This is a genomic window from Streptomyces sp. NPDC017993, from assembly GCF_044328065.1.
Lineage (GTDB): Bacteria > Actinomycetota > Actinomycetes > Streptomycetales > Streptomycetaceae > Streptomyces.
In genome coordinates, this window is record NZ_JBIRGO010000029.1 from 1 (window position 1) to 25747 (window position 25747).

General features: G+C 67.8%; 24 protein-coding genes and 3 pseudogenes. 14 read left to right on the forward strand and 13 right to left on the reverse strand.

Features of this window, described 5'->3' with window-relative positions:
• Window positions 1-216: IS200/IS605 family transposase (gene tnpA, locus ACH4FH_RS34990; protein WP_398559994.1), on the forward strand; the 216-nt coding region annotated here is incomplete at its 5' end.
• A 2-nt stretch (window positions 217-218) separates the two neighbouring features.
• Here the strand turns inward: tnpA and ACH4FH_RS34995 are convergent.
• Window positions 219-1535 carry an MFS transporter gene (locus tag ACH4FH_RS34995; RefSeq protein WP_398559995.1) on the reverse strand — a complete coding sequence of 439 codons (1317 nt, stop codon included), beginning with the start codon at window positions 1533-1535 and terminating at the stop codon, window positions 219-221.
• Window positions 1536-1607: 72 nt separating this feature from the next.
• Between ACH4FH_RS34995 and ACH4FH_RS35000 the strand changes: the two genes are divergently transcribed.
• Entirely contained in the window at window positions 1608-2450 is an 843-nt protein-coding gene (locus ACH4FH_RS35000) for a LysR family transcriptional regulator (RefSeq protein WP_398559996.1), read from the forward strand.
• A gap of 110 nt (window positions 2451-2560) precedes the next feature.
• Here ACH4FH_RS35000 and ACH4FH_RS35005 read toward each other — a convergent pair whose 3' ends face one another.
• Complete coding sequence (locus ACH4FH_RS35005; RefSeq protein WP_398559997.1) at window positions 2561-2689, reverse strand: LPFR motif small protein; 129 nt, start codon at window positions 2687-2689, stop codon at window positions 2561-2563.
• 352 nt (window positions 2690-3041) lie between these two features.
• Here ACH4FH_RS35005 and ACH4FH_RS35010 point away from each other — a divergent pair, with 352 nt between their 5' ends.
• Window positions 3042-3467, forward strand: a complete 426-nt coding sequence (locus ACH4FH_RS35010; RefSeq protein ID WP_398559998.1) for a hypothetical protein — start codon at window positions 3042-3044, stop codon at window positions 3465-3467.
• A 1252-nt stretch (window positions 3468-4719) separates the two neighbouring features.
• A complete protein-coding gene (locus tag ACH4FH_RS35015) occupies window positions 4720-5109 on the forward strand; it encodes a VOC family protein (RefSeq protein WP_398559999.1) in 390 nt (129 codons plus the stop codon).
• 122 nt (window positions 5110-5231) lie between these two features.
• On the opposite strand, the gene ACH4FH_RS35020 is transcribed toward ACH4FH_RS35015, so the two are convergent.
• The 5 genes from ACH4FH_RS35020 to ACH4FH_RS35040 form a co-directional block, all read right to left on the reverse strand.
• Window positions 5232-5405 (reverse strand): CsbD family protein, encoded by a 174-nt coding sequence (locus ACH4FH_RS35020; protein ID WP_398560000.1) that lies wholly within the window; start codon window positions 5403-5405, stop codon window positions 5232-5234.
• 154 nt (window positions 5406-5559) lie between these two features.
• Window positions 5560-6054 carry a lamin tail domain-containing protein gene (locus tag ACH4FH_RS35025; RefSeq protein WP_398560001.1) on the reverse strand — a complete coding sequence of 165 codons (495 nt, stop codon included), beginning with the start codon at window positions 6052-6054 and terminating at the stop codon, window positions 5560-5562.
• A 318-nt stretch (window positions 6055-6372) separates the two neighbouring features.
• The gene (locus ACH4FH_RS35030) at window positions 6373-7671 is read right to left on the reverse strand and encodes an SPFH domain-containing protein (RefSeq protein ID WP_398560002.1); all 1299 of its coding nucleotides are present in this window, start codon (window positions 7669-7671) and stop codon (window positions 6373-6375) included.
• Entirely contained in the window at window positions 7668-9398 is a 1731-nt protein-coding gene (locus ACH4FH_RS35035) for an SPFH domain-containing protein (protein WP_398560003.1), read from the reverse strand. Before ACH4FH_RS35035 ends, ACH4FH_RS35030 begins: the two co-directional genes overlap by 4 nt.
• Before the next feature lie 442 nt (window positions 9399-9840).
• Window positions 9841-10200: a VOC family protein gene (locus ACH4FH_RS35040; RefSeq protein ID WP_398560059.1), complete on the reverse strand. Its 360-nt coding sequence runs from the start codon at window positions 10198-10200 to the stop codon at window positions 9841-9843.
• 193 nt (window positions 10201-10393) lie between these two features.
• Here ACH4FH_RS35040 and ACH4FH_RS35045 point away from each other — a divergent pair, with 193 nt between their 5' ends.
• The 4 genes and pseudogenes from ACH4FH_RS35045 to ACH4FH_RS35060 all read left to right on the forward strand — a co-directional run bounded on the left by ACH4FH_RS35045 (window position 10394) and on the right by ACH4FH_RS35060 (window position 14922).
• Window positions 10394-10993 (forward strand): hypothetical protein, encoded by a 600-nt coding sequence (locus ACH4FH_RS35045; RefSeq protein WP_398560004.1) that lies wholly within the window; start codon window positions 10394-10396, stop codon window positions 10991-10993.
• A gap of 1683 nt (window positions 10994-12676) precedes the next feature.
• A complete protein-coding gene (locus ACH4FH_RS35050; RefSeq protein WP_398560005.1) occupies window positions 12677-13192 on the forward strand; it encodes a hypothetical protein in 516 nt (171 codons plus the stop codon).
• 9 nt (window positions 13193-13201) lie between these two features.
• A pseudogene (locus ACH4FH_RS35055) lies at window positions 13202-13408 on the forward strand (winged helix-turn-helix transcriptional regulator); the annotation flags it as partial.
• 551 nt (window positions 13409-13959) lie between these two features.
• On the forward strand, window positions 13960-14922 hold the full coding sequence (locus tag ACH4FH_RS35060) for a hypothetical protein (RefSeq protein ID WP_398560006.1): 963 nt from the start codon (window positions 13960-13962) through the stop codon (window positions 14920-14922).
• Between the two features lie 199 nt (window positions 14923-15121).
• Here ACH4FH_RS35060 and ACH4FH_RS35065 read toward each other — a convergent pair whose 3' ends face one another.
• Together ACH4FH_RS35065 and ACH4FH_RS35070 are read right to left on the reverse strand one after the other, a co-directional pair.
• Complete coding sequence (locus tag ACH4FH_RS35065; protein ID WP_398560007.1) at window positions 15122-15829, reverse strand: NUDIX domain-containing protein; 708 nt, start codon at window positions 15827-15829, stop codon at window positions 15122-15124.
• A gap of 135 nt (window positions 15830-15964) precedes the next feature.
• Window positions 15965-16249, reverse strand: a pseudogene (locus tag ACH4FH_RS35070) (transposase); the annotation flags it as partial.
• Between the two features lie 243 nt (window positions 16250-16492).
• On the opposite strand from ACH4FH_RS35070, the gene ACH4FH_RS35075 reads away from it, so the two are divergent.
• Window positions 16493-17800 carry a hypothetical protein gene (locus ACH4FH_RS35075; RefSeq protein ID WP_398560008.1) on the forward strand — a complete coding sequence of 436 codons (1308 nt, stop codon included), beginning with the start codon at window positions 16493-16495 and terminating at the stop codon, window positions 17798-17800.
• A gap of 428 nt (window positions 17801-18228) precedes the next feature.
• On the opposite strand, the gene ACH4FH_RS35080 is transcribed toward ACH4FH_RS35075, so the two are convergent.
• Window positions 18229-19359 (reverse strand): serine hydrolase domain-containing protein, encoded by a 1131-nt coding sequence (locus ACH4FH_RS35080; RefSeq protein ID WP_398560009.1) that lies wholly within the window; start codon window positions 19357-19359, stop codon window positions 18229-18231.
• A 69-nt stretch (window positions 19360-19428) separates the two neighbouring features.
• Entirely contained in the window at window positions 19429-20100 is a 672-nt protein-coding gene (locus ACH4FH_RS35085) for a DUF4097 family beta strand repeat-containing protein (RefSeq protein WP_398560010.1), read from the reverse strand.
• A 177-nt stretch (window positions 20101-20277) separates the two neighbouring features.
• Between ACH4FH_RS35085 and ACH4FH_RS35090 the strand changes: the two are divergent.
• Together ACH4FH_RS35090 and ACH4FH_RS35095 are read left to right on the forward strand one after the other, a co-directional pair.
• Window positions 20278-20532: pseudogene (locus ACH4FH_RS35090) on the forward strand (helix-turn-helix domain-containing protein); the annotation flags it as partial.
• Window positions 20533-20538: 6 nt separating this feature from the next.
• Entirely contained in the window at window positions 20539-20685 is a 147-nt protein-coding gene (locus ACH4FH_RS35095) for a hypothetical protein (protein WP_398560060.1), read from the forward strand.
• Window positions 20686-20695: 10 nt separating this feature from the next.
• On the opposite strand, the gene ACH4FH_RS35100 is transcribed toward ACH4FH_RS35095, so the two are convergent.
• Window positions 20696-21418, reverse strand: coding sequence for a dienelactone hydrolase family protein (locus ACH4FH_RS35100; protein WP_398560011.1), 723 nt, complete (start codon window positions 21416-21418; stop codon window positions 20696-20698).
• A 649-nt stretch (window positions 21419-22067) separates the two neighbouring features.
• Window positions 22068-22667 (reverse strand): lytic transglycosylase domain-containing protein, encoded by a 600-nt coding sequence (locus ACH4FH_RS35105; RefSeq protein ID WP_398560012.1) that lies wholly within the window; start codon window positions 22665-22667, stop codon window positions 22068-22070.
• Window positions 22668-23417: 750 nt separating this feature from the next.
• Here ACH4FH_RS35105 and ACH4FH_RS35110 point away from each other — a divergent pair.
• The 3 genes from ACH4FH_RS35110 to ACH4FH_RS35120 all read left to right on the forward strand — a co-directional run bounded on the left by ACH4FH_RS35110 (window position 23418) and on the right by ACH4FH_RS35120 (window position 25743).
• The gene (locus tag ACH4FH_RS35110; protein ID WP_398560013.1) at window positions 23418-23849 is read left to right on the forward strand and encodes a hypothetical protein; all 432 of its coding nucleotides are present in this window, start codon (window positions 23418-23420) and stop codon (window positions 23847-23849) included.
• Between the two features lie 68 nt (window positions 23850-23917).
• On the forward strand, window positions 23918-25309 hold the full coding sequence (locus tag ACH4FH_RS35115) for a PrsW family glutamic-type intramembrane protease (protein ID WP_398560014.1): 1392 nt from the start codon (window positions 23918-23920) through the stop codon (window positions 25307-25309).
• Window positions 25306-25743: a hypothetical protein gene (locus ACH4FH_RS35120; RefSeq protein ID WP_398560015.1), complete on the forward strand. Its 438-nt coding sequence runs from the start codon at window positions 25306-25308 to the stop codon at window positions 25741-25743. Before ACH4FH_RS35115 ends, ACH4FH_RS35120 begins: the two co-directional genes overlap by 4 nt.
• Window positions 25744-25747 lie beyond the last annotated feature (4 nt).

Sequence of the window (25747 nt, forward strand, 5' to 3'; positions counted from 1 at the left end):
CTCGTGCACTATCCGCCGAAGGTCGCCCTGTCCAGGCTGGTCGGCTCCCTCAAGGGCGTATCCGCCCGCAGGCTCCGGCAGGAGTTCCCCGCCCACATCCGCAAGCACCTGTGGGGCGATCACTTCTGGTCGCCGTCCTACTTCGCCGCGTCCTGCGGCGGCGCACCGCTCAGCATCATCCAGGAGTACATCGAGAACCAGAAACGCCCCAGCTGAGGTCAACAGTGCAGACCCGTGCGCCCATGCAGGTCAGAGCAACCCAGCGAAGCGCTTCCTCCCAGGCGTGAACGCCTGGGGTTCCGCGCTAGATCACGCTGAACATGAGTTGCATCTGTTCTTCTCGCCGACTCGCGACGAGCTGGAATGGGCGGTCGAGGCGACGGACAGCGGCGGGACAGCAGGCATCCGGCCAGCGCGGCGGCGAGGCCGGCCAGCCCGGCCGCCGCGAAGCCGCCCGCCGGCACGGAGACGTCGATCGCCACCCCGACGATCGGGGATCCGAGCGCGAAACCCGCACTCTGCGCCGAGGATTGCAGACCTGTCGCCTCACCCCGCACGCCGGCCGGCGCCAGTCGGCTCACCGCGTCGGCCACCGCGGAAAGGGTCGGCGCGGCGAGAAACCCGGTGCCGACAACGGCCACGCACAACCAGGCCCAGTCGTGGGCAAGCCCTGCGGGAATCGTCACGAGCCCGAGCAAGCCGAGCAGCAACCACGTGGGCAGCGACCGGGACAGCGCGCCGTAGATCAGCCCGCCGGCGACAGAGGTCACGCCGAGCACAGCCACGACCAGGGCGGCCCAGGACACCTGACCCGCTTCTTCGAGCGTGGCAACGATGGCGAGGTCGACGCCGCTGAGCAGCGTCGTCGTACCGAACGCCATCGTCAGTACGGCAATCATGCCGACGCTCAGCCACTCCTTTCGCGGGGGCCGTCCGGCCGCGCCGGCATCCGCCTCGTCCTCGGCGCGCAGCGGCGGGTTGAGCAAGGCGATCCCGGTTCCGCCGGCCACGATCGCGGCGCCGAGCGCCCACGCCACCACACCGGGGGACACCTTCGCGGAGCACAGGATCACGACCGCCGGGCCCACCATGTACGACAGCTCGCCCTGCACCGACTCCAGCGCGAACGCGGCCCGGCGCTGTTCCGCCGTCGTCCTCGCGGCGATCGCCTGCCTGGTCACCGGCTGGGCCGGCACCGTCAGCAGACCCGCCGCAAAAGCGGCGCCCAGCAGGATCCTGTACGGCAGGATCGGCACGCTCAGCCAGAACACGAGCTGCGCTAGGACAGTTACCAGCAGCACGGTACGCAGGCCCCGCCGATCGATCATGCGGCCAAGCAGTGGCCCGCCCAGCGCCAGCCCGGCGGTCAGAGCCGCCGCGACACCGCCGGCCGCCACGTAGCTCATATTCAGGCCCAGCACGACATACATCGTCAGTGCCATCACGTCAGCCGTGATCGCGATCCGGGCAAGAAAGGAAACGCCCAACAGCGATGCCATCCCTGGCACGGCGAGTATCTGTCGGTATCCGGTCACTCACGTGACGCTAGATGCTCCGTCAGGTCATAGGTAGTGGTTCATTTGCTGCGACTGACATAATGAATCGTTATGGCCAGGGATCTAGAAACCGCATTGCTGCGGTCCTTCGTCACCATCGTGCAGGCGGGCAGCATCAGCCGCGCCGCAACCACGCTCGGACATACCCAGCCCGCGCTCAGCCAGCAGGTGCGCAAGCTCGAGAGGGTCATCGGCCGTCCACTGCTTCACCGATCGCCGTCCGGTGTCTCGCTGACCCGGGCGGGCGAGGAGCTCCTGCCGTACGCCGAACGCATTCTCTCGCTCTCCGCACAGGCACTCACCGAGACCGGGCGCACGCTCACCGGCCGCTGCGGCGTCGGGTTGCTCGAAGACCTCGCCGCGTCCCAGCTTCCGCAGGCCCTCGCCGACCTTGCCCGGCTGCACCCCGGAGCAACCCTGGAGGTGCTCAGCATGTCCAACGCCACGATGCGGGAGGCATACGACACGGGCCGCGTCCAACTCGTGCTCAACGAGGTGCCGGCCATTCCCGGACCGCCGCGCTGGACCGTACGCCGCCCGCTGGTCTGGGCGAGCGGCCAGGGTGTGGACGTGGCTGCCGATCCGCTGCCGGTGGTGCTGTTCTCGAACACGTGCTCCTGGCGTACGTCGGCGCTGGAAACCCTGGAACGCGCAGATCGGCCCTGGCGGGTGGCCTTCGAAAGCAACAGCCTGGTCAGTGTGCTCGCCGCGGTACGAGCAGGGCTCGGCATCGCGGCGCTCATGCCCACGAACCTTGAACCGGCCATGGCCTGCCACGACGCGGACGCCCTACCCGCCCTGCCGGACGTCGAACTCGGCCTCGCACGGCACTCACGATCCGAAGGTGATCCGCTGATCGATGCCGTTGAGACCGCGCTACGACGCATGATCTGAGTTTCGCGGCCGGCCAGCGCGCCGGTTTGCCTCCAACTGCCCGGCTGGACGGGGGTTCCAGCCGGGCTTGCACTTTGGGGGGCGTCCGCGCGTCGACGCGTGCCGGCCGGTCAGTGGTGGCCGTGGGCGGAGCTTGAGGCGCCGCCGAACAGCCGGGCCACGGCCCGGAACGGCAGCGTGACGACGGTGGCGATGGCCCCGCCGATGGATCGAAGAACAGCTGCGATTGCCGTCAACACGGTGGACCTCTCTCCTCCAGCGCAGAGCGCTCGACGGTCGCGATCGGGGGATCCCTAGGTGGACCGAGGGGCGCTGCGCCCGGCGCCGGCAGTCCTCCTGCTGGGAACGGAGGAGGGTGAGTGTGAGATCGATGCCTTCGATCTCGCCAACCCAGCCCTCGGCATCGGCGCGAACCCGGCGGGCGGGCGTCCCGACGCCATCGTTCCGGCTTCACGGCTACGTCAGGGGACTCGCGGACCAGTGACATCCCCTCTTGCCTTCGGGTCGAACAAGGCCGAAGGGCGCCAAAAAGGATCACGCAAGTGTTTGATATTTTGTACCGTCAGAAGACCACTGATCAGGGGGATTTCCATGTTTCGTCGTGTCTCACTGGCTGCCGCCGCGTGTGCGGCCGTCGGTTTCTCGCTTCTCACTGTTCCGGCTCATGCGGCTGGAGCCGAGGCTCCGCCCACCCAGGCGTCGCAGAAAGTGATGTCAGGGTCGGACCATGTCAAGTGCACCACCTTGACCAAGGGACAACTCTGCATCGCCATGAACAGCCGGCCCCAGTCCATCGATGTCTTCTTCACCAAAAAGGGTGGCTCGAACATCAAGGCGCAACTCGGATATCTGATGGGTGGTTCGTCGTCGTACGACAGGCTGGAGACCATCAGCGACGGCGACCGGGCCACCAGTACCTGGAAGATGAGCTGGCCCTGCAAAAAGGCCGTCGGCGTGATCAAGGTCAAGGGGCAAGGGACCTTCAAAACCCCGGCGGCAGTGTTCCCGGGCTGCTGATGAGGTAGCACAGGACACCAAGGGGGAAGTGCGCTGGGGAGCAAGGCGGAGGAGTGTCCTCGTACTGGGCGTACTCGGGCGGCTCCGACAGCTCAGCGAGGCGCCGTAGCTGTCGTCGCGGCTCCGAGAAGATCGGTCGGATAGGGCTAGCACACGCCACCACCCCAAGGGGCCCGCCAGGAGCGGGCCCCTTTCGCATGTCCGCACGCGCCCGCCAGGAGCAGGCGCCCACCGCACCAGGAGTGCACCGGAAGCCGGCGTCCACTAGACGGCTGCCGCCTGACGTGTCACGAGCCCGAGCAGACAATCGGGCGGGCGGGCATGTCGTAGGTGGCTCCGTGGTGGGCGGCGGTGATGGCAGCCAGGCCGGGCATCTCTGCGGCGATCTGCGCTCACAGCCGTGCCGTCTCCTCGGCATCGGATGCGGCCTGCAGCGCGTCGGGTTGCGGGCGCAGCAGGTGCCTGCCGGGCGGGTGTCCGAGCGCTGGTCGGTGTAGTTGTCCTGCTCAGCGTGGGCGGCCGCGGCGGTGTGGGCCGTGAGCCAGGCGGTGCAGCGCTGGACGAGAAGGTGCTCGGCGGTGCGGCTTCCACGACGTCCTCAAAGGCCAGCTGCTGCAGACCCGTGCCGAGAGGTTCCGGCGGCTGGATGTCCTAGTTGTAGAGCAGGCCGCACTGGCCCGCACGCTGACTACCGGCGTGCGGGCCACCCAGGCTGCTCACCCCAGGGTTGACCACCACGCCGGCCGAAGTCGAACTGCTCCGGCAGCGTTGGCAGCCAGTGCCACCCGTCTCGGGCTCTGGCTCAACTTTCCCGGCCGTCGGCTTCAGCCCGGCGCGGCCACAGCAAGGCCGGCCATGTCGAGCTGACGACGCCGGTCAGCCGCCGCCGAGGCCACCACCCTGTCGAAAATGGGTCTCCGGCATCCGATTGTCGTGCTTCAACGGTTCCTTCGTCCCCAGGCGAGCCCAGACCAAGAACGCCCCCAGCCCCACAGCCAACAGACCGACCGGAACGAGTATCGCAAGAACCCACTCGGGCATGCCGCCCCCTCAATGTCCCCTGACCTTCCAAACACCGTGCCACCACGGTAGAGCCCACCACTGACAACAAACCCCAGAAAATCGAACAGCCCCTCAAACGACCGATGTCTCCTGCCGAGACGAAGGGGCTATGCCGGCTTGTAGTCCACGGTCGTGTCGGCGCAGGAGGCGGCTCCGTTGAGGGCCTTGCCCGCCCTGAGAGGATTGAGGCATGGCGGACTCACCTATGCGGATGAATGCCCTCATCGTCGATGCCACCGACCCCGCTCGGCTGGCGGCGTTCTGGTCGGAGCTGCTCGGCAGGCCGGTCGTGGGACGCACGGGACCGTACGTATGGCTGCGGCGCGAGAACGGCCTGGGTCTGGGTTTTCAGCAGACCCGCGAGCCTAAGTCGGGCAAGAACCGCATGCACTTCGACATCAGCTCGCCCGACCCAGCCGCCGAGCAGCAGCGGGTCGAGGCACTCGGCGGGCACAGGTTGGAGCAGTACGCCGATGGCGGGTTCCTGGTGATGGCCGACCCCGAGGGCAATGAGTTCTGCATCATCCCCGAGGGCCCGGTCGGGCTCGACGACGAGGGGCGGGCGCACTACCACAGCTGACCGACAAGCTGCCTTCGCCTGACACGGGCAACGGGCGGTGACCCAGAGAGTCTCCTCCGGGCCACCGCCCTGCCAACTGTGCGAAAAGGGGAAAGGCCCTGGCAGACTGTGCCCCTAAACCACTATCTGAAGTCCGCGTCCCTGGCCTTCTCCGCGGCCTGATGCAGGTCGCGCTCGGCCCACTGGGAGTGGCCGTTGCCGGTCTTCCGCTCCCTGTCCACGACACGGACCGCAGTCTCCTTCGCAGCACCTATCAGCTGCTCGGTCTTCGCAGTCATCTTGTCGGTAGCGGTCATGGTGACACTCCTCCTTGCGTCGGTGTGTTTCCCTGACGCAAGATCACCTGCCCCTCCCCATGCGGCACAAACAGGACTTACCGCAAGAGATTCTGTCGTCACCGCAATGGCTTAAGCGGTCCCTCTCACTGGGCGATGGGGCCCGCTGGCTTGCTCAGTGGAAGGTGACGTAGCCATTGCCGTCGCGGTCGTTTGCGCTCTTGGTGTAGGAGTGGACGTCTGCGCGGCTGCCGCCGGGCTTGTAGAGGTAGATGGTGTCGCGGTCGTTGTTCCAGAGGAAGTTGCAGTTGTCGCGGTAGACGACGTTGCCGCCGTCCGAGTCGGTGCCGTTGCCGCCGCGGAGGCTGATGTAGTCGCCGGGCTGCAAGTAGTGGTTCGCGGTGAACGTGAAGCGGTTGCCTGTGGCGTCCTTGACGACGTAGCCGCGGAGGTTGACGGTCGCCGTACGCGAGTAGTTCTTGATCGTCAGGTACTCGTTCCGGGTGTTGCCTGTGGAGCAGCTGTTGGAGTCGCGGCCTGGTGCGTCGTACTGAGCTCCGCGGACCTTCAGGGCGGAGGAGTACTCGGCGGCCTGGGCCGGGCTCGCGGTCACCGCGGCGAGCGTTCCAGCAGCAAGAGCAGCGGCAAAGGCTGCGGTACGGGTACGCATGGTGAGGTCCCCCCTCAAGAGCGCTGATGAGGGACAGGACACTACAGACATCACGAGCAGCTTGTTACGCTTTCAAACTTTCCGATCCCGGACATCGCGGGCGTGAAGCCGGTACACGAACCCCAACACCACAACCGCCGCAGCAACCCACCCACTATCAATGGGGGGACGGTTTCCAACGGAGGACAGGGTCTTGCCCGGGGATACCCGCTGCGGGAGGCAGCGCCTCACGAGTGGGCCGGAGTCCTGCGGGCGGGGGGGGGGGGGGGTCCCCCCCCCCGGGTGGCCCCCCCCCCCCCCCCCCGCCCGCAGTGATGACTACTCGTCCTCCGCCGACCGACGAGGGGCATTCACGGGCGGCAAGGCAGTCAGCCGCGGCAGCAGCTGCGCGGTGAGCAGGGTGGAGAGCGCCGAGGTGTCGGTGCCCGTACCGTCGGTGCGGACGACCACCGGCTGCGGGGCCTTGCCGGCGAGGATCGCACCAACTTCCAGCCGCCGGCGGGCCAGTTCGTACTGGAGCACCGCGCGGTTGTCGCGGTACGCCTGTGCGAGGCGACGTTGGGCGCGGGCCTCGTTCTCGGCGGAGATCAGTCCACTGCGGCCGCGGGTCTCGATCTCGAAGCGGACCTTCTGCGCGTTGGTCTCCTGCTCCTCCAGGAGCTGGGCCACCGCCTCACGGGCCTTGTTGAGTGCGGCCTTCACCTCGACGATGCGCGCGTCGCGCACCTTCTTCGCCCGCTCGATGTCCATCTGCAGACTGTCGATGCGGCGCTTCCGGGTCAGGCCCCACTCCTGCTCGTAGGCGGTCCGCTCCTTGGCGACCCGCTCCCGGGTGGCGAGGTGCTGCTGGTACTGGGCGGGCAGCTGGACGTCGGGGATGTTGGAGCCCGTGATGCGCACGCCGTACCGGGAGAGCTGGCGATTGAGCAGCTCCTGCATATCGGCGACGTCCGAGCCGCGCAGGTCGTAGGCACGCTCGGTCTGCACCTGACGACCGCGCTGGCGGATGGCGTCCTGCACCGCACTGGAGAGCACCAGGTCGAAGTTGCCCGCCCCGATGGTCCGTACGAACAGCACCGCATCGGTGATCTTGAACTTCAGGAAGAACTCGATCGACCGGAGCGGCACATTCTCGCGGGTGGGGCAGGCCACCACAGGGGCCGAGTACGGGATCTCAGTGGCGGTGTCCACCACGAAGTCCACACGCGACCACGGGTGCCACAGGTAGTGCCGGCCGGGGTCCAGAGTGCGGGTCACCGCGCCGTAGCGGGTGAGGACGCCGTTGGTGCCCTGCTCGATCTCCGCGATGGACGAGCGCCACCACCACAGCAGACCGGCGAGCACCAGGAGCGCCCCACAGACGTAGCTGACGGCGGCCAGAGCGCCGTAGGCAATGCCGGCCGCGCCGTCCGATGCACCGAGGTTCAGCATGAGACCGGTCAGCAGCGCGAACACCCCCAGCCACAGCAGCAGCAACCACCACAGCCTGCGGTGCTGGCGGGGGATGATGACAGGAATCAGCTTGCCCGCCTCGCCGCCGCGCAGCAGCTGGCGGATCTCACTCCACGGGGCCACTTCCTCGGAGATGACCGACCTGCGGTCGCGTGCCGTGCTCACTGCGCATCCCCCTCAGCTTCGTTCCCATGCTCCGGTCGTGCCGATGCCTGCTCTGGTTCTGCGGGCCCGCCGCCGACGGCGGGTACGGTCGGCCGTTCGGCCTCCAGCAGAGCGGCGATCTCTTCCTCGCGCCCGGAGATCCGGCCGGCGACCTCCGCCAGACGGGCGCGCGCGGCGGCCATGTCCGCATCCGAGAACAGCTCCGTGCCCCGCTCGCCGACCAACTCCCGTGCGAGCGCCAGGAAGTCCACCCCCGCAGCGCCGTCGGTACCGGACCCGCCACCGATCCGCACGAGCCGCGGCAGGTGATCCGCGATCTCCTCCAGCGTGTCCAGTACCTGCTGCTGGTAGCGGTACTCCAGAATCTCCGGGGCCTCGGCCGCGGTCACCGCGCGGATGTCCAGCGCCTGAGCCTCCAGCAGCGCCGCATTGGCCTTCGCTTCCGACTCGGCCTGCACATATCGCTGCCGGGCCAGCGCCTCGGCGCGGTTGGTCTCCCGCTCCTCGGCCGTATCCATCTGCGCCTGGTACTGCGCGATATCGGCCATGATCGCGGAGAGCGTCTCCTGGCGGGAGGCCAGCTCCTTGGTCAGGTCACCCTCGTCCTGCTCCTTGCGCAGGTGAAGCGCGTACTCATGGGTGTAGGCGTCCTTGGCCACCCGGACCATTTCCGGTGCCGCCAAGTCCATGCGATACGCACGGTCGGAGGGCTCGGCATGCGTGATGTTGGCGTTCGTCAACTCCACCGCGGGCCGGAACTGCTGGTTCAGCTGCTCCAGCAGCCGACCGGTGTCCTCGCCCACCATGTCGTAAATCCCCGCGGCCTCCTGCTCATAGATAAGGCTGCGGATGGTCTCGCTGACCGCATTGCTCAGCTTCTCCTCGAAGCCGCGCACCGCACCGAGCGTGTAGACGAACTCCACCGGGTCGCTGATCCGGAACTGGATGAACAGGTCGATGGAAGCCTTCACCCCACCCTTGGTCGGCGCCTCACGCACCGGCGCGTTGAACGGGTACTCGCGGGTCGTGTTGATGATGTACGAAACCCGCTTCCACGGGTTGAGCAGGATCACCCGACCCGGACCGACCACCTGCTCCAGCTTCCCGAAGCGGGTGATCAGCGCCTGACAGCCGTCCGGCACCATCACCATGCCCTGCCGCCACCACACGAAGGCGACCGCCGCCACCGACAGCACCCAGTAGTGGATCCCGAAAAGCGGATGCGTGAACGCACCGGCGCCGGCCGCGGCAACGACAGCGCTGCCCACCACTCCCAAAACCAACAGCAGCAACACCGGCAGCATGCTCAGGAACGAACGGCCACGCGGAATGACCATCGGACAGATCGCATGGACCTTCTGCCCGCCTTCGCGCCGCTGCTCACTGCGATTGAGCACCTCCCGCGCCTCATCCAGAGGCACGGTCTGCTGCGTCATGATCGTGTCGATGCCGCCGCCCTGCTCCCGGGCGGCAGGAAAGTCGGCGGGATCCATGCCGTCGACTTTCGACTCCCTCGCCTCACGCGAGGCGCCCGCGCCGCCGGACTCCTCCCTCGGCACGTCGGCGTCGAGTCCGCTGCGGCGTCGCAGCTCCTCCTCGGCCAGTCCCCGTAGTTCCTCGTTTTCGGACACCGCCCGTGCGAATCTCCGCACGCTCTGGCTCCCTGCCACAAATCCCCCTTTGATCTCTCCATGTGCGATCGGCTGCGCATACAGCGCCACCTCCATCACATCGCATGCCCAGTGGGCGGAAGGCGGCGGGTGTACCGCCCACCCTCACGTTGCTCGCGGGCCTGTTCATCACGACCGGCGCCCTGCAGGACCCCATCGGCAACGGCGTCATCAAGGAGGCTCCTTCGCCCTGGCGGACGCGATCGCCGACAACCCGACATGGACGGCAATAGGCGACAGGCCCGCCCGGCATCCATCTGAAAGGGGCCACGCCAGCGGAGTCGCCGGCCGCGCCGGGACCTTCTCGGATACCTCCCGGCGCTCCTGCGGAAGTGGCGGAGTGAGGCTGTCGCCCCCGGTGAGGGCTGGACAACGGCGTTCGGAGCACCGAAGACGATCACACGGGAGATCAGGACGGCACCCGCGCGGCCGTCTTCATCGCATTCGCGGATCTCAAACTCCAGCTAGTACCACCACGCGCCCACCCGTGATCGTTCGCTTAGCCGGTCGGTGGGGGCTCTCCGCCAAAGACCCAGGGCGCCAGTACGACCAGCCAGCCGTCCGGGTCCTCGAAGAGGACGGCACCGCGTTCCGGCCAGTAGGGGTTCGCGGCGGGAACCGGGCTGTGCCCGTACCCGGCGAGCCGTCGGCAGGCGACGGCGACCGCTTCGGGGCCGCGGAGGTAGAGCACGAGCTGGTTCTCCGGGTGCGGCTCGGGGATACTGGGCGGGTCGCCGTGCTGTAGGAGTTCCATGTGCACCGGCGTGCCTGGCAGGCCGAGGACGACGCCGTCGTAGCCGTGGTGGCCACGCCATTGGGCGAGGACCGGCAAGCCGAGGACGTCGCGATAGAAGACCAGAACGTGAAGCCATCCCCACCCTCAACGACACGCCCCAGAGAGACCAGGTAACTGGCGATCTCAGATGACCCAGGGAACACGGATGCCAACGGCTACTCACTGCCGGATGGAAGGGCATGGGGGCAACTGCGGAGAAGACGAGTACCATCCAGCCAACCACGGATCAACCCGGGGACAGAGAGCAGGCTGTGCCATGTCAGACGCGCAACTCGCCGAGCACGTAGCTGCCAAGCTGCAAAGCATCGCAAAACAGATCGACGACCTACAGCAGCTCAAGGCGAAACTGGAAGACCTACAGCAACACCTCGGAACAGAACCCGACAACGAAGCCGACACGCCACAGCTTCCGGAAACCGGCACGGAGCCCGCGAAGCCGGCAACCGTGCCTGCCGCACGACGCGCGAAAGCAAACGGCGCCAAGACCAGGCCAAAGAAGGCTGCGGCCAAAACAGCAGGAAGCACGAAGAAACCTCGTGCGGCCACACGGGCTGCAGGCAAGGCACGGCACAAGAGCCCCACCCGCGCCGACCGCCTCCTCGAACTGCTCAACGAGCAGCCGCGCACAGTGGCCGAGTTGACACAGTTGCTAAAGCAGGAGCAACCCGACCACGCTGCTCCCGAGACCGCCGTACGCAACACCCTGGAGAACTCCCTCGTCGCCAAAGGCCTGGTACACCGCAGCAAGCAGGGCAGGAGCGTCTTCTACTCCCACCCCACGCCGGCGCTGGAGAGCGGCACCGACGCCCAAGAGGCCGACGCCGTCAACAAGGACGCCGCACCCGCACCAGCCTGAACCGCGCCCCCAGACGCAACGGTGCAGGGGCCTCGGCTCGGGGATAAGCAAGACCGTGTCCACCGAAACGGGTCAAGCCCCCCGGTCGGGAACGCCGCCCATGGCATCTGCGGACCGCGATGACGGAAGGCCCCACATGTGAGGGGATCACACGATCTCGCTGAGGAAGTTCTTCCGGGTGTCGGGAAGAACGTCACGGGCATGGGGACGAGAAGCGCAGAACAAGTTGGCCGCTGGTCGCCAGATCTGCAGAGCCAGGCGTCTGTAAGCCGTTGGGTGAATCGATCCTGCTGAAAATGGCGCGGACGTCCTCGACTCCTTCGCCCCCGGCCTATGCACCGGACGGCTCCGCCCCTTCGCCTGATCACGTGCAACAGGGCGGTGGCCCGGAGATGTCTCCTCCGGACCACCACCCTGTGCCTGGGACTGGCCGCCAAGGCAGCCGAACAGTCGGAGCTGTTGCGCAGGATGTCCTTCCTTACGTTCTCGGACGCTGATGCCGGCAGCACGCCCCCATCTCGGGGTTCTCCCTCGTCGCCCTCCGAGGGCGCCCGGCCTGAATCCGGTGGCTACGCGACCAGGCCGACGCTTCAGGGCCGCTGTACACCGACTTCGCCGCAGAAATGACCGGGGACACCTAACAGAGAGACCAGCTCGACCGGATCAAGACCACACCGGAGCAGACCCTCGACTTGCCCAGTGCTGACGCTGGGCGAGGTCGCCTCATTGCCTGGACAAGCCTCGCCGGCAAGGAACCGCCGCCATCGTGCCGGGCGCGCACAGGGGCTCCGGACTGCAGGGCCTGACGCACCGCGGCCCTGGGATGCGGGGCGTCCGGAAGTGGTCGACGCTGGAGGCACGGGCCCGCGGATCCTGTACGGCCGTCTCCCGGCCAGGGCCCGCCCTCCCTCCCGTGACCCTCCCGCCGGGGGGCGTCGCCCCACGTGAGGTGAGCGCCGGTCACGGGCCACTCCCCCGGCGGGACCGGCGCCATCCGCCGAGCGTCGCGGACCGCTTCGTCGGTGCAGCACAGCCCGCAGATGCTGATGTTCCGCTCAGTGGCGATCCGGGAGCCTCCGCCAATGTCGCCGGGGAACCTGGCCAGGGGGCCGCGGCAGCGGGGGCATTCTTGGGCCGTCTCCGGGCCGGACGCGTTGTCGTCCATCGAGCAACCTTCTCCGTATCAAGGGGAGTGCGTCGTCAGAGGTCTGCGGTGCCCGAGACCGGGCACCGCGCGATCAGTGCGTGGAACGCGGACGGTCGAGATTGCTCCGTCGGCCGGGAGCCAGGTCAGCCGTTCCGTGCGCTGGCCGCACAGCGGCCGAGCGGCATGAACCTGGCCGGGTAGGGCGACTGTATTCGGTGAGACAGGGCACCGTTGTCCAGTCTCACCGGACCTTGACCGCCGCTCCCAAGCCAAGGCCGCCCGTCGGCTGTCAGGCGGCGGGCCGCGAAGCCGCTACGCGCGGCCAACGGCAGCGGGGGCGGGAGCGGCAGCCCGGCGTTTGCCCCCGCTTCGTCACTTCCGAACGTTCCGGAGCCCGAAGGCTCCCTTCGAGGCGGCTGAGCCTCCGCCCATGATCCAGGGCCGTTGGCCTGTGCGAATGCCCGCGAACATCCGTGCCAGACTGCTCCCTTGTTCGTGCGGGCAGGGGCCCGTGCGCGACGTGAATCGGGAGACCTGTGCGCAAGGCGAGGTGGGCGGCCGCGGCCGCCGGTGTGGTGCTTCTGGTGGCGGGATGCAGCGGTGCGAAGGACGACAAGTCCGGGACGTCGCGTTCCGGCTCGTCTGCCGCTCCGGCGGAAGCGGGCGGGAGCCTGGACGCCGCTGCGGCCACCAAGGAGATCGTGGACGCCGCCAAGGCGGCAGGGTTCACCGAGGATCCGTCGGAGGGTCTCCCGGCTTCCCTCGAAAGGTGCGCGGTCTCCTGGCAGGCGGATGTCAAGAAGGCCGCCGATCCGCAGAAGTCCTACGAAGGGACACTGGCGGCCCTGAAGGAGGGCGGCTGGAAGCAGGCGCGGGAACTCAAGCAGCAGGGGTCGGTCATCAGTTCCCTGGAAAAGAGCGGCTGGACTTTGAGGGCGAGCTACCACGGCCAAGCCGAATCGTTCCTGGTGATCTCCTTCGAGGCTACGGACAACAGCGCCCAGTGCGAGAAGGCGTTCAACGAGGAGCTGGCGAAGAACAAGACGTCGTAGGGCACAGGCGGGGGACGCGCTTCTCATGAACTGGCAGAGGAGGGCACGGGAGTGAGCGAGAAGATGCTGCCCCAGCGCCCGCGTGAGAGGGAAGAAGACGGACTCGTGCACCGGGAGGTCTTTGCCCAGATGCCGCCACGGGTGGAGTACTCCCTGACTGAGCACGGGCGCACGCTCAACCAAGCGCGCGACCCGCTCGGTGCCTGGGAAGGTGAACTGCGTTCCGCGGATGAGGAATTGTTCGGCGTACGCGACACCAGTGGCCTGGACGCCGCTTTCGTACGGCCCGACGAGCACCTCGACATCGGTGCGCTGACGCAGACCTTCGTCGACGCCGACGACCTCGACGAACCTGGTGTCGCGGGCCAGAACGCCTGCCTCTGGGCGGCACACCTGGACGTGGCGGCCACCGACTCGCACCAGCTGCTCGTTTTGCTTCACCTCGCCCTGTGGGCTGCCTCGGTCCTCGACCTGCCGCACGGGGTGGGGCGCGAGGCGCGCACTGTTGCGGGGTGTCGACCCTGAGCCGCTCGACCATGACTGCCCGGACGGCGACGCCATCCGGACGCGGATCTGCGGGAGACCGGGCACCGGCGCAAGATGCTCAAGGCGCACCTCGATCACCTCTACGCACCGACGAAGTTCGGGGCGCCAGAAGGCGCGTACCCGTCGACGTATGGCCTGTGCAAGCCTGCTCGCCGACTGGGCGCGGGGCCCGGTCGTAGCGATGGACGAGCGGTACGGGGAGATGGACGAGGAGGATGACGATGACGGATCGATTTTCTGCTGAGCGGGCGGACGAACTGGTCGACGCCTGGGAGGAGATGAGGGAGTACGTCGACGGCGAACCGCAGACGTACGAGCGGCTCGTCGTCGAGTGCGCCCATGAACTGGCCGCCGATCCGCGCGGGCCGCTCGCGTACAGCTGGACGCTGGGTCTGGTCCTTGCGCTTCCGTACCTGGCTACGAGGAAACCGAAGGAGGATGACGTCAGGGCGGCGTTCGATGCGGCGCAGGCCGTGGACCGGGCGCTGCGGGATGTGCTATGCACGCACCAGGGCCACCCCTTCCAGGGCGACTTGGGGTGGGAGCTAGGGAGCATGGCGGACGTCCTGCGGGAGCTCGCCGATGACGGGAGGTGCTGGACGGACGTCAGACCGCGCGACGAATGGCTGTGCCCGCGCAATGTCGCTGGGTACGCGCGCGTGGTGATGGAGTCGCTGCGGGCCGGCTCGGCCGGCGATGTACCGCCGTTCCTGCCGTTCGAGGACCGGTACGAACTGGAGGGGCTCACCGCGATCATGGAGGGCTATCCGCTCGCCAGGACTTTCGACGTGGCTTGGGACCTCTCCTTCGCGGCGTCCGCGCTGCAGGAGGCGGCGGGCGACGATCTGGCTGGCCGGGTCTTCGTGGCCACCGCCGTCGCGTGGTACGTCGAGGTTGAGGCGGGGGCATCCGACGCGCGGGAGCTCGTCGGGGAGCTGGTGGATGCCTTCGAGCGCGCGATCGGCCCCCTCGACGACGGGCCCTGCTCCCATGGCGCGCACCCGGATCTTCCGAGCGACACTACCCAGGCTCTGTGGGTGGGCATGCACCTGGCGAGCGCCCGCGGCCGGGCGGCGTACGAGAAGTGGCCCGAGCGCTGGGCCCCGCCCCTCGACACCGCCCTGTGTCCGGCGTTCGTCGCAGCCACGGCCCGTGACTCCCTGGCACGGCTGAGGAACGTTTGATTGCGTCGTTCGGGTCATCCGGAGCCACGGCTCATCGGCGCGTTGTCCTCGCGTGCAGATGTACGGAGGTGTCCCATCGGCCTTCACGCACGCGGAGGCCGGTCAGTCATGCCCCTAGCTGATGGATTCAGAAGGAGTGAGGTTTCTGGACGAGGGGTGTCCTGCGTCGTCAGTTTTCGAAGATGGGCTCGCGAAGCCCTTACCAAGAGCAGTCGGCTTGCAGGTCGTGGATGCTGTCGGCGAGTTCGGCCGGCCGGGTCGGCCAGCTTGTCGCGTGCCAATGAGCGATGCGCCAGGCCAGTCGCTTCGGCCAGACCGGGGAAGTGGACAACTGGTCTACCGGAACCCACGTTGGCGTACCGCCATAGTTGTCGAGCTCTTCCAGGGCACCAATCTCCCCTTCGGCCCTCAGAAGGAAGTAATGCTCGCGGCGATTGTCCTTCCAGACGCGGGCAATCTCCCTGACCACGTTTCCGGTCAGGCCGGTCTCCTCTCGCAGCTCGCGAACTGCCGCCGCGTGCAACGTCTCTGCGCCCTCGACTCCGCCGCCCGGGATCTCGTAGAACGGCATGCCGTCCTCCTCGAAGCCGATGAGCAGCATCCGCTCATCACGAATCACGACCGCGCCGGCCCGGACGCGCACGGGATCAGCGGCCGCCGGGTCATCCCAGAGCGCCGTATCACGCGCCGGGCCACCTCTCACCCAGTCCCGCAAGACGGTCTCAGCGGTCCCGACAGGCCGAATGCGCACGTGCAGTGCCTCGGCCAAGGGGAGAGACAGCCCTGCGCTATCCGTTACCTGGTCATGGCGAGGGAAGTAGTAAATCTGATCCTCATCGGGATCCTTCGCCAAGACAAGACCAGTACCGTCCAACTGCACGCTCACCGTTATGGGCTCATCCGTCATCCTGAGAGATTAGCTGTGACCTTGAGGGCGCCGAGGAGGCGAGGAGGCGACGGAGACAGATGAAGCTGCAGGCCAGTTCCAGCAGACTCTGGTGGGGTTAGGCTCGGCGCTCGTAGCGGATACGAAGTCGTTGTCGTTCAGGTCCAGCCCACCGTGCACCGTCAGCTCGGTAAGCAACGCTTCGTGAAGACGGGGCCAGACGCCGGCCTCGGTCCAGTCCCGCAGTCGACGCCAGCTCGTGACCCCGGAACAGCCCACCACCTGGGCGGGAACGTCACGCCAGGCAACCCCCTTCCGCAGCAGGTGGACGATCCCTGCCGGCGCCACCCGGTCTGGCACGGGCAAACGTCCCGGATGCCGGGCCGGCCGCACCGGACGCGGCGGGAGAAGAGGCGCTACGCGTCCCGAAAGCTGTGCCACCGCGGACGAGTACCGCGTCTTCCTCTACAGGGTCCGCACGCGCAGGGGGAACGATCCGGCCAGTTGCTTCGGCTGCGGCTTGATGGACCTGGCCGGAGACCGACACCGATTCGGCGTGGTGCCGAGGCGAGCAGTGCCGATGGGGTGAGATGGGATGCCGTTTGCGCGAGTCGGCCGGGCGCAGCTAGAGGCTTGATGTGATCTAAAACTTCCTCGCTGCGCCCACCTGAACAGGGGATGGCCATGTTGGATCCGGTGATCGAGACTCCCAAACCCGGGCACCAAGCCTTTGAGGAAGACGGCGAAACCGCTGCCTGGTCACGGGCCGCCCAGGTTGTGGGCTTGGGCTTGCAACTGGCCGGGCGCGTAGATTTGCTGGACGACGACGGCGCCCGCGACCTGGACGTTCCGAAGGTTCAGGCGCTGATCAGCCCGCTCCCCTCCAACTACGTCGGTATTCATATCAGTCAAATCCAGGGGGAATTGGAGACGATTCTCTGGCCTGAAGTGCCTGGATGGTCGCAACCGATCGAGAGCTACGCCAAGAGACATGCCACACCGCCCCAACAATGGTGGGAGGAGTTCGACGGGCTGGAACGGTACCTGGCACCGCGTCTATATGACGTGATCAGCCACGGCGAAAGTGGACCCGGGTGGGCGGCCACTCTGCTCTATATCTGCCAGTTCAGCCATCATCAGATCGTGCGCGTCACCGCAGCCGCATCGCTGGCCGGCCTCCGCACAGTGCTCTCCTGGCCAACCATCGAGGCACTCGCCGAAGGCTCCTCCTCCACGAACGACACGGTCCAGCAAATCGCGGTGGATGCGCTGATCAATGTCGCTCCTGGCCATCCGGCTCTCACCGAGCTCAGAGGCACGCAGGGGCCTGAAGAGGAAACCGGCTCGGACCCCGCTCACACTTCCGTCATCGTGCCCGGCACATGGACTCGGTTCAAGCGCCCCTCATGGTGGCGTCCCGGGGAACCGCTCTTCAAATACCTTCAGGAAGAGCCCGGCGGAAAGGAGCCATCCGACGGAACTTTCGACCCCATCGGCAATGACCTCTACTCCCGCGATAGCTACTACCGCTGGACCACAAGGTTCAGTGGCGAGGACCGCATTCATGGCGCCCGCGAACTGGCCAAATGGGCGGCTTCGCATGGCTGCGCAACCGGGTTTTCCAAGCTGTTCGCCCACAGCCACGGTGGGAACGTCGCCCTCCTCGCAGCAGCCAGACACAAGCTCAACATCGGCCTACTCGTCTTGATCGCCACACCCCCGCACGAACGCACCAAACTGGAATGGGAGGTCATCTCCCAGAACGTGCGCGGAATTGTCTCGCTGCGTGCCCGCTTCGACCTGGTCGTGCTACTCGACCACGTCTGGTCACGCACCAGACGCATCTCGGCGACAGGCGACTTCCCCTCCTACCGTGTGCTCGACTTGAAGGTGCCGGTGTGGTTCGGGCACTCCGTGCTCACCCAACCCGAGGTCTGGACACAGAACGGCCTGGCACACGAGGTGGCTTACGAGTACAAGATGAGCCAGTGATCGTCGACCTACTTGGGCCCGATCGGCGGCCTCTAGGTATGGCGCAGTTGCGCAGTTGTGCAGGCCCGAACGTCGGCTGCGCTCCCTGTGATCTCTAGCGGCGTATCCAGGCCCGCCGCCGGTCTTGTTGCTTGGGGGGTGGTGGTCTTGTCGTGGTAGATGGAGGCCCCCGCGACGGTGGGAGCCGGCGTCGCTGACCTCGCACGGGCGTTGCCTGGCAGTGCGCACCTACAGCCAAGACATCACCGACGCGCCGACCCCCGGCGACGGAGCACGGTGTGCAGCATGTCGGTGCTGACTGTCGGCCGGCCCTCGGACGACCTGCCGCAGCGTGTGGTTCGGGTGGACCTGGTCGTCCATGCCGGTGGGCGTCGGCCAGGGTGAGCCAGCTGGCTGGGCCCGTGCGGGGCTACGCCGCTCGAACCTGTCTACTGGGCCGACTCGGCCGCGTCAGCCGACCCGGCCTGCCCGCCGCCGAACACCTCCTTGACGAGCCTTTGCGTCGCCTTCTGGAACGCCTCTGCCAGGGACAGTGCGGCGTCATCGACATAGTTCAGCGCGGCGGTCAGGGTCTTGCTGCCGTCGGGCGTGCTGTACATCAGCGCCCCGTGGCCCGCCATGCCGCCGTTGTGGGTGATGACGGTGCCGCCGTTTTCGCCCGCGTCCTGTACGAACACCCCCAGCCCGTAGCCGACCTTGGGATGCGGCTTGCACATCTCGGCCAGCAGCGGCGCCGGCAGGAGCTTGCCGCCCATCAGCGCGGAGATGAACATGTGGAGGTCCAGGGTGGTCGAGATCATGTCTCCGCCGGTGGAGATCCAGGAGGGGTTCTGGCGGGTGACGTCGACCGTCTTCTGCCGGCCGGCGTCCGTGTACCGGTAGTAGGCGTGGGTATGCGGCTCGGGGATCTCCGGGCTGGTGTCCGGCACCACGGTGCCCGACAGCCCGAGCGGCCCCAGGATCAGCCGCTGCATCTCTTCGGCGAGCGAGCTGCCGGTGACCTGCTCGATCAGCAGCTTGGCCAGCACGTAGTTGGTGTTGGAGTAGCTCCAGTCCGTCCCCGGCTCAAACCGCGCCGGCTTGGACAACGCCAGCTGTACCAGCTCTTGTGGCCGGTAGGTCTTGAACCGGTTATCCACCCACTCCTTGCCCGCGGTCGTGGCGGGGATTCCCGGCGCGAAGGTCCCGTCGTCGTAGTACTCGCCGGTGAAGTTGAACACCCCGCTGGTGTGCTGCAGCAGCATCCGCACCGTGATCTTCGGGTCCAGCCCGAACTCGGGCAGGTAGTCGGCCACTGAGACGTCCAGCCCGACCGTGCCCTCGGCCACCAGTTGCAACACCACTGTCGCGGTAAAGGTCTTGGTGTTGCTGCCTATCCGGACATGACCGTTCGTCGTCGGCTTCGCGGTCTCGCCCAGCTTGCGCTGCCCGGCGCTGCCGACCCACTCGCCCCGCTCGTCGTGCACGCGCATCGTCACCCCGGTGAAACCGGACTCGACGATCTCCTCGATGGCCTTCTGCAGCTCCGGGCGGTCCTGGTCGGTAAGAGTGATGGACATGGTGGGTGCTCCTTGAGAACTGTTACGAAAGTCAACTGAACGGACGGGATCGCCGCGGGGCGCCCCCTCTTACAGGCTGCGGGCACTGATGTCGCCGTAGGCGGTGGTCGCGTGGATGGCCAGGGCGGCGTCGGCGCCGCCGGTGTTCTTGAGCGTGTCGTGGATCCGGCCGTACGAGGTGCCGGCGTCCAGGGAGGCGGAGACTCCGCGGGCGGCGCCGACCGAGATCTCGCCGGACTCGGTGCGCAGCGTGACAGTGCCGCGCACGGCCTCGGTGATGCGGAGGTCGCCCTTTTGGGTGCTGATCTGTGCGGGGCCGCCCAGGCGGCCGACCGAGACATCGCCGGACTGGAGGGTCAGGCGGGCGCTCGCGGCCTCGTCGAGCTTGACCGAGCCCTGCGCGCCCTCGAAGGAGACGTCGCCGAGCCGTCCGACACCCCGGAGCTCGGCGAGGGGCGCCTTCGCCTCGATGCGGGAGCCGGCGGGCAGTTGGACGGTCACCTCAATGGATCCGGAGGAGCCGAGAATCTGGTTCTTCGCCTCCGGGGCCTTGATCCGCAGGACGCCGTCGCCATATGAAACCTCGGTCTGCTCCGCCGCCTTCACGTCGCGGCTCTTGGAGGTGTTCGCGGGGAGGACCTCGACTGCGGTGTCGGCCCGGTCGGCGGCGATGAACTGGATGCGGCCGGCGGGGATGTCGACGACGGCGGTCACGGGGGCGGGGGTGTCGAACTTCTGCATGGTTCATTCCTTCGGCTCGTTGTTTCTGACATTGGAAACGCTACGTTGCATTTCTTGATTCAGCAATCACCTCGTTGCGCACCAATGCCATCGCTGCAGCTAGACTTAGCGAATTCGTTGCAATGGCTTTGAGTTTAACGCAACAGCCCTCACCCTGAATGTTGCAATGACTCAAAAGTGAACGCTATTCCGGAGAACACCACAGACCACGAAGGGCTGGCCTACGCGGAGATCGCCAGACGTCTCGACGTCCGACCTCGACGATCACGCGTGAGGTGATGCGCAACAGCGGCCCCACCGCCTACCGTGCCGAGCTCGCCCACCGCGCCGCCGAACACCGCGCCCACCGCCGGAGAAAGGCCGCGCCGGGACCCCAACACGCCCCCGTAGGCCCACGATCGCGATGCCGAAGCCGTGCGCGAGTACGAGGAACTCGGCATGCCCCTCATGCACGAGCACGTCTTCATCGACCTCGCCCGCGTCGCCGGCGACAAGAGTCAGAAGCTGTTCGAGGTCCCGCGCCGGGACCTGTCCTCGATGAGCGGCATCCTGGCCGACAGCGCCTACCGTCTGCTGCTGCCCTGACGGCCCGGCCTCACTTCAGGTGTCGGTCCAGGAACCGGCACCCGTCCTCCAGCTCGAACCACGGGGTGCCGGTGTGCCCTCCCAGGTTGGCGTGCATCGTCTTCTCCTTGCTGCCGAAGGAGTCGAAGAGGTCCAAGGCCCGTTGCCGGGGGTTCCCTTCGTCGTCCCACTGCAGCAGGAACAGCAGCGGAATGGTGACCTGCCGGGCCTCCTCGCGCTGGGCACGGGGCACGTACCCCCCGCCGAAGAAGCCCGCGGCCGCGATGCGCGGCTCGACCACCGCCAGCCGAATGCCGAGGGCGGTCCACCCCCCGGAGTACCCGACCGGGCCGCCGATCTCGGGCAGCTCAAGGAGGGCGTCCAGAGCGGTCTGCCATTCCGGGACCGCGTTTTCGACCAGCGGGGCAATGAAGGTCTCGAAGATCTCGTCGACCGGTTCGCCGGCCTGCATCGACCGCCGGAGGTCGGCACGGGCCTGCTCGCCGGCGGCGGAACGGGGCCGGCCACCGCACCCGGCGGCATCGATGGTGGCCACCGCGTAGCCGCGCGCCGCGGTGTACCGGGCCCGCGCCACCAGCCGGGGGTCCGCCTTGGGCAGGCCGTTGTTGTGGGCCATCAGGACCAGCGGAGCCGGTGCGAATCCAGGCGTCCACAGGGTGCCGGGGATCTCGCCGAGGGTGAATTCGCGCTCGAGGACGCCGCCGTCGAGGCGCTGTTCAGAAGTGAAATGCATGGTCGTGCCTTTCGGGAGTGCAGTGGAACGGCGCTCCCGGACGACCTATCGCCCGACCGTGACCCCGGAGGGAAGCACCCATGTCGATACTGCGTTCACGGGTACCACCTCCTCGTTCTCTCGCACGGCCTCCGAGAGATTAGCAACGGACGCCGTGGTCCACCAACGGGTTTTTGCGGAGGCTCCGTGGCCGGATGCCGCCTCACCACATGAGACAGGGTCTAAGACCCTCGTTGCCCATGCCGGATCCCGCCTGGAACGAACCCAGTTGCACGACCAAGCAGGAAGCCGAGCCCGGCGCATGACTGCGCTCCGAATGGGCCGAGTACTTCGCATGCACTCGTCCCGCTCAATACGAATCCCGTAACTCCTACTACTTTCCAGACTGTCAACAAACCCCAGGTCAGAGCTGTCCTCTCAATCAGCATCAGCACCGGCAAAACATGCAGTGAGGACCGCATCTGACGTTGGGGTCGAGAATCCAGTGGTTCTCGCAAATGCTGCTGATCAGGACGCTGAGCAAGTAGCAACTATCTCCGGATTCTTCACACGGCACGGAAGAGCGGACACAGGTAGCGTGGCCGGACAGGTGGTGTTCCTGTCCGGCCACCATGGCTCGACGGTGGTGGGAAGCACTCCAGTCGACTGCTCAACCAGCGAGGGCGTCACGCGGCCTGCCGCAGTCCGCCAAGGCTTCGGCGGCCCGGCCCCGGTAGCCACGGAAGCGGCGCAGGTACGAGCGTGCCATGGGGCCCGGCGGGACGCCCCGGGCGAAGGCCCGCATGTTGCGTTCGCCCGCGTTGTAGCCCAGGGCGAGGAGTTCGTCGCGGGTGTAGCAGCCCACGTGCCGCTTCGGGAGGCTCCGGTCGAGGTCCTTCAGGTGCAACGCCGCCACGTGGACGGCGAAAGCGGGATCGTCGCGAAGGTCTTGCCACCGCCCCGACAGGCCATGCGTACGCCGAACCTGCTCGAACGCCGCACGGTGCATATTGGCCACTCCGAAGGACGCCCCGGGCTTCCACCACTGCCACAACCGCTCCAGCAGCGGATGGTGCGGCTTGTACGCCTCGTTGTGGAGCACAGTCATCACCAGCAGGGGCGACACGCCCACCTCCCCGGCGCAGCGCACCACAAGTACGGCGTAGTCGGCCGGCTCGTAGCCGCCCGGCCGCAACGGTGGCGTGCCCACGCCACCGCCCTCCGCCGGTTGGGACCATTGCCCCGACACTGCCGCCGAACGCTCGGCCATCCTCACTCACCTCTCCCCTACCGACCGCCTCACCCGAACGGCAAGGCGCCCACCCGCTGAGGTGCACGTGCCCACACCGCCCGGCCGCAATCCACCCCGCCAAGCACCTCGCCCTTTGTCCACAGCTCAAGCCGGAAAGCCGACCAACCACTGGCTTCGTTCACTTCCGGTTGTCGGGGTCCCCCTGGGGGCCGCTGGGAGCACCCCGGCCGTCTCCGCCGACGTGCGCACGGCTGTGCGGGGCAGCCCCACGGGCGGGCGAGCGTGGACGAAACGACGGGAGCGGCCGCGGGACAGGCCCGGCTCCGCCCGGGCTGCCGACCGCGTCATCGCTATTTCATGGAAATTTCAGTGCCTCCCACGACAGTGGAGCGGACGGCGTCGGAACCGACGCCCGATCCGCTGAGCAGCAGTCCCGCGCAGCACGGGAAACAGCGGGAACGTCCCGATGAGGAGGCCGCGTTGAGCGAGCACCGCCCCACCCGCAGGGGTGTCCTGAAGGCCGTCGGCGGACTCTCCGTGGCGATGACCTTCGGCGGGGCCGGTGTCCTCGCGACGGCCGGCGGCAATCCTCCGCGACCTGGACGGCATCATCGCCCAGCTCCGTAGGGCGTGGCTGGGGCTGACGACGGGCCCGGTGCGGCGGCGGGGGCAGTGTTCGCCCCTGGCCGCACGTTCCGCCGGATCCGCGTGGAGTGTGTGGGGTTTTCGATGAGTGATGGCCAGTCAGGGGGAGAGTGGGAAATGGGTATGGCGGATACGTCCGGCGCGTCACCGCCGGAGTCGGCGGTGGGCGACACCGAAGGCGGGGAGGTGGGTCCCGGCCGGGTAACGGTCCGGCTGGTCCTGGCGGGCGGGCTGGTTGGTGCGGCGCTGCTTACGGCGTCCCTGGTCGTCGGCCTCACGAGTTCTCCCACCATGGGCGTCCCACGGCTGCCGAAGATGCCCTCGCTGCCGACGGCTCCCGGCTCGATGCCGACGGGATTCCCCACGGGCATGCCCTCGGGGCTCCCCACGGGCCTGCCGAGTCTGCCCCCGATGCCGACGTCCCGACCGTCGGGTCCCGGCTCGATGCCCACGGACTTTCCCACGGACTTTCCCACGGGCCTGCCCACCGACATGCCCACGAACATGCCGAGCCTGCCGCCCATGCCGACCGATCTGACGGGAGGTGCCTCGTGAAGGGCCTCGCTTCCTTGCCGTTGCGGGACGACCGACTGGCGCACACCAGGGCGTTGATGATCGCTCGGATGGCGATCTTCCTGTACCTGGTCGAGTTGCTGTTGAACATGACCCGCCCGCGGGTGCTGCCCGACGAACCGGCCTTGTCGATCTTCTACGAACTGCCCGCGGGCCTCGGCAAGATGCCCGGATTCGCCGGCTCGCTCGACCGGCTGCTGTCCATGCCGCGCGCCGTCTTCTGGTGCACGCTGGCGGGCATCGTGGCGGGGGTCGTCATCCAGATCGCGGCGGTCGTCCTGCGCCGATCCGAACGGGGCTCGGTGGCGCTGACCTGGCTGACGCTGGGGTGCCTGCTGTTGCCGTTCGGTCTGTTGTCTCTGGTGGTCGTCGTCGAGTACTTCCCGCTGGTGCTCGCCTGTGTGCCCAGTACGGCCCTCGTCCTGCTCCTGCTGCGCGGCGGGGTTCGGTTCGCCCGGGTCCCGCTGGCCGCACTACTGGCCGCGTTCGCCTGGGGCGCGTTGATCGTGTTCGGACTGGGCCGCGCCTACAGCGGGCTCGCGTTCGGCACCCTCTTCGGCTACCTGGGAAAGTCCTCCCCCACCGACATCAGCCGACTCGCGGAGAACCAGTTCCGCACCATCGACATGCTGATCGTGCACCTCAGCGTCGTTGACACGCTGGCCGTCGCGGGCGGCGTCGCCTTGCTCTTCCTGTTGTTCCGCCACCGCGTCACCGATGCCGTGAGCGGCCTGGTCCTCGGCGCCGCCGTCGGACTCGGCTTCAACTTCGTGGAGAGCGCCCTGTACATGAAGATCTACGGCTCGCTGGGCGGCATGCTCGGATCGACCGGCGGCTTCGAGTACTGGATCCGGCAGTCGATCGGCCTGCTCGGTGGGCAGGTGGCCTACGGCGCGCTGCTGGGGGCCGGGCTCGGCGTCGCAGTCCGGGCACGGCGGCGCGGGCTCATCGCGACGGCCGCCGTGGTGGGGGCGACCGGCGGGGCCACAGCCTCCGAGCTCCTGTCGGGATGGCTGTCCGGGCTCGTCCGGGATCAGGTCGAGGTCGGCAGCGCGCTCGACGTCCTCGTAATCTCCCCGTTCCTGTGGCTGCTCCCCCAACTGCCCTTGATCGCCCTGGCCGTCGTATTGCTGGTCCGTGGCCTACGGGCGCGCGCACCCGCTCTGCGGGCGGCCGTGGCGCAGGAGGTCGCAGCGGGCCCGGCGATCACCCAGGCGGAGGTGCCGGTCCTGACCTCGCCCGCGCTGCGGCTCTGGGCGGTGGTGGGCACCTGGCGCTGGCACGGCTGGCGAGCGGCCCGCGCGCTGCACCGCCTGCACTCCGTCCAGTTGGACCTGGCCGGCCACCACGTGCACACCCATCCCACAGACAGTGCTCACGCCGACGAGTTGCGCGCACGGATCGCGCGGCTCAAGGGCGTGCCCTCGGAGGTAACCCCATGAACGGTCTCAGAATTACCTGGCGGACGGCCGCCAGCGCCACCGCCCTTGCCGCATCGGTGCTGCTCCTGACCCCACAACCGGCCTCGGCCTGCACGGTCGGGATCGGCTACAAGCCGTCGTTCAACATCCGCGACTTGAGCCATCCAAAGACCTGCTCGACGGGCGCGTCGCTCGGCGGCGCCGGCGCGGTCGCCGTCCTGGTCCCCGGCGCCCTCGTCGCGGCGAGCTGGTGCGCCCATCGGAAGGCCGAGAGGGGCTTCGGCGCACCATCGGAGAACGGGAGCACCGGACCGAGCCAGGCCCTGGTCAGCTACCTGGACGCCACTGGCATCGCGGTGGGCCGCCGGCGCGACGGCTCGGCCGATCCGGTCTCCGGCTCCGCGCGCCGGACCGAGCAGGAAACGGGTGGGCACAGTGCGGAACGGTCGCTCTAGCCGC

What these genes read in the sequence shown, in the direction of transcription:
- ACH4FH_RS35000 (WP_398559996.1), top strand. Translation starts at nt 1,608, where the DNA reads ATGGCCAGGGATCTAGAAACCGCATTGCTGCGGTCCTTCGTCACCATC.
- ACH4FH_RS35010 (WP_398559998.1), top strand. Translation starts at nt 3,042, where the DNA reads ATGTTTCGTCGTGTCTCACTGGCTGCCGCCGCGTGTGCGGCCGTCGGT.
- ACH4FH_RS35015 (WP_398559999.1), top strand. Translation starts at nt 4,720, where the DNA reads ATGGCGGACTCACCTATGCGGATGAATGCCCTCATCGTCGATGCCACC.
- ACH4FH_RS35020 (WP_398560000.1), bottom strand. Translation starts at nt 5,405, where the DNA reads ATGACCGCTACCGACAAGATGACTGCGAAGACCGAGCAGCTGATAGGT.
- ACH4FH_RS35025 (WP_398560001.1), bottom strand. Translation starts at nt 6,054, where the DNA reads ATGCGTACCCGTACCGCAGCCTTTGCCGCTGCTCTTGCTGCTGGAACG.
- ACH4FH_RS35035 (WP_398560003.1), bottom strand. Translation starts at nt 9,398, where the DNA reads ATGGAGGTGGCGCTGTATGCGCAGCCGATCGCACATGGAGAGATCAAA.
- ACH4FH_RS35045 (WP_398560004.1), top strand. Translation starts at nt 10,394, where the DNA reads ATGTCAGACGCGCAACTCGCCGAGCACGTAGCTGCCAAGCTGCAAAGC.
- ACH4FH_RS35060 (WP_398560006.1), top strand. Translation starts at nt 13,960, where the DNA reads ATGACGGATCGATTTTCTGCTGAGCGGGCGGACGAACTGGTCGACGCC.
- ACH4FH_RS35065 (WP_398560007.1), bottom strand. Translation starts at nt 15,829, where the DNA reads ATGACGGATGAGCCCATAACGGTGAGCGTGCAGTTGGACGGTACTGGT.
- ACH4FH_RS35075 (WP_398560008.1), top strand. Translation starts at nt 16,493, where the DNA reads ATGTTGGATCCGGTGATCGAGACTCCCAAACCCGGGCACCAAGCCTTT.
- ACH4FH_RS35080 (WP_398560009.1), bottom strand. Translation starts at nt 19,359, where the DNA reads ATGTCCATCACTCTTACCGACCAGGACCGCCCGGAGCTGCAGAAGGCC.
- ACH4FH_RS35085 (WP_398560010.1), bottom strand. Translation starts at nt 20,100, where the DNA reads ATGCAGAAGTTCGACACCCCCGCCCCCGTGACCGCCGTCGTCGACATC.
- ACH4FH_RS35095 (WP_398560060.1), top strand. Translation starts at nt 20,539, where the DNA reads ATGCCCCTCATGCACGAGCACGTCTTCATCGACCTCGCCCGCGTCGCC.
- ACH4FH_RS35100 (WP_398560011.1), bottom strand. Translation starts at nt 21,418, where the DNA reads ATGCATTTCACTTCTGAACAGCGCCTCGACGGCGGCGTCCTCGAGCGC.
- ACH4FH_RS35105 (WP_398560012.1), bottom strand. Translation starts at nt 22,667, where the DNA reads ATGGCCGAGCGTTCGGCGGCAGTGTCGGGGCAATGGTCCCAACCGGCG.
- ACH4FH_RS35110 (WP_398560013.1), top strand. Translation starts at nt 23,418, where the DNA reads ATGGCGGATACGTCCGGCGCGTCACCGCCGGAGTCGGCGGTGGGCGAC.
- ACH4FH_RS35115 (WP_398560014.1), top strand. Translation starts at nt 23,918, where the DNA reads ATGGCGATCTTCCTGTACCTGGTCGAGTTGCTGTTGAACATGACCCGC.
- ACH4FH_RS35120 (WP_398560015.1), top strand. Translation starts at nt 25,306, where the DNA reads ATGAACGGTCTCAGAATTACCTGGCGGACGGCCGCCAGCGCCACCGCC.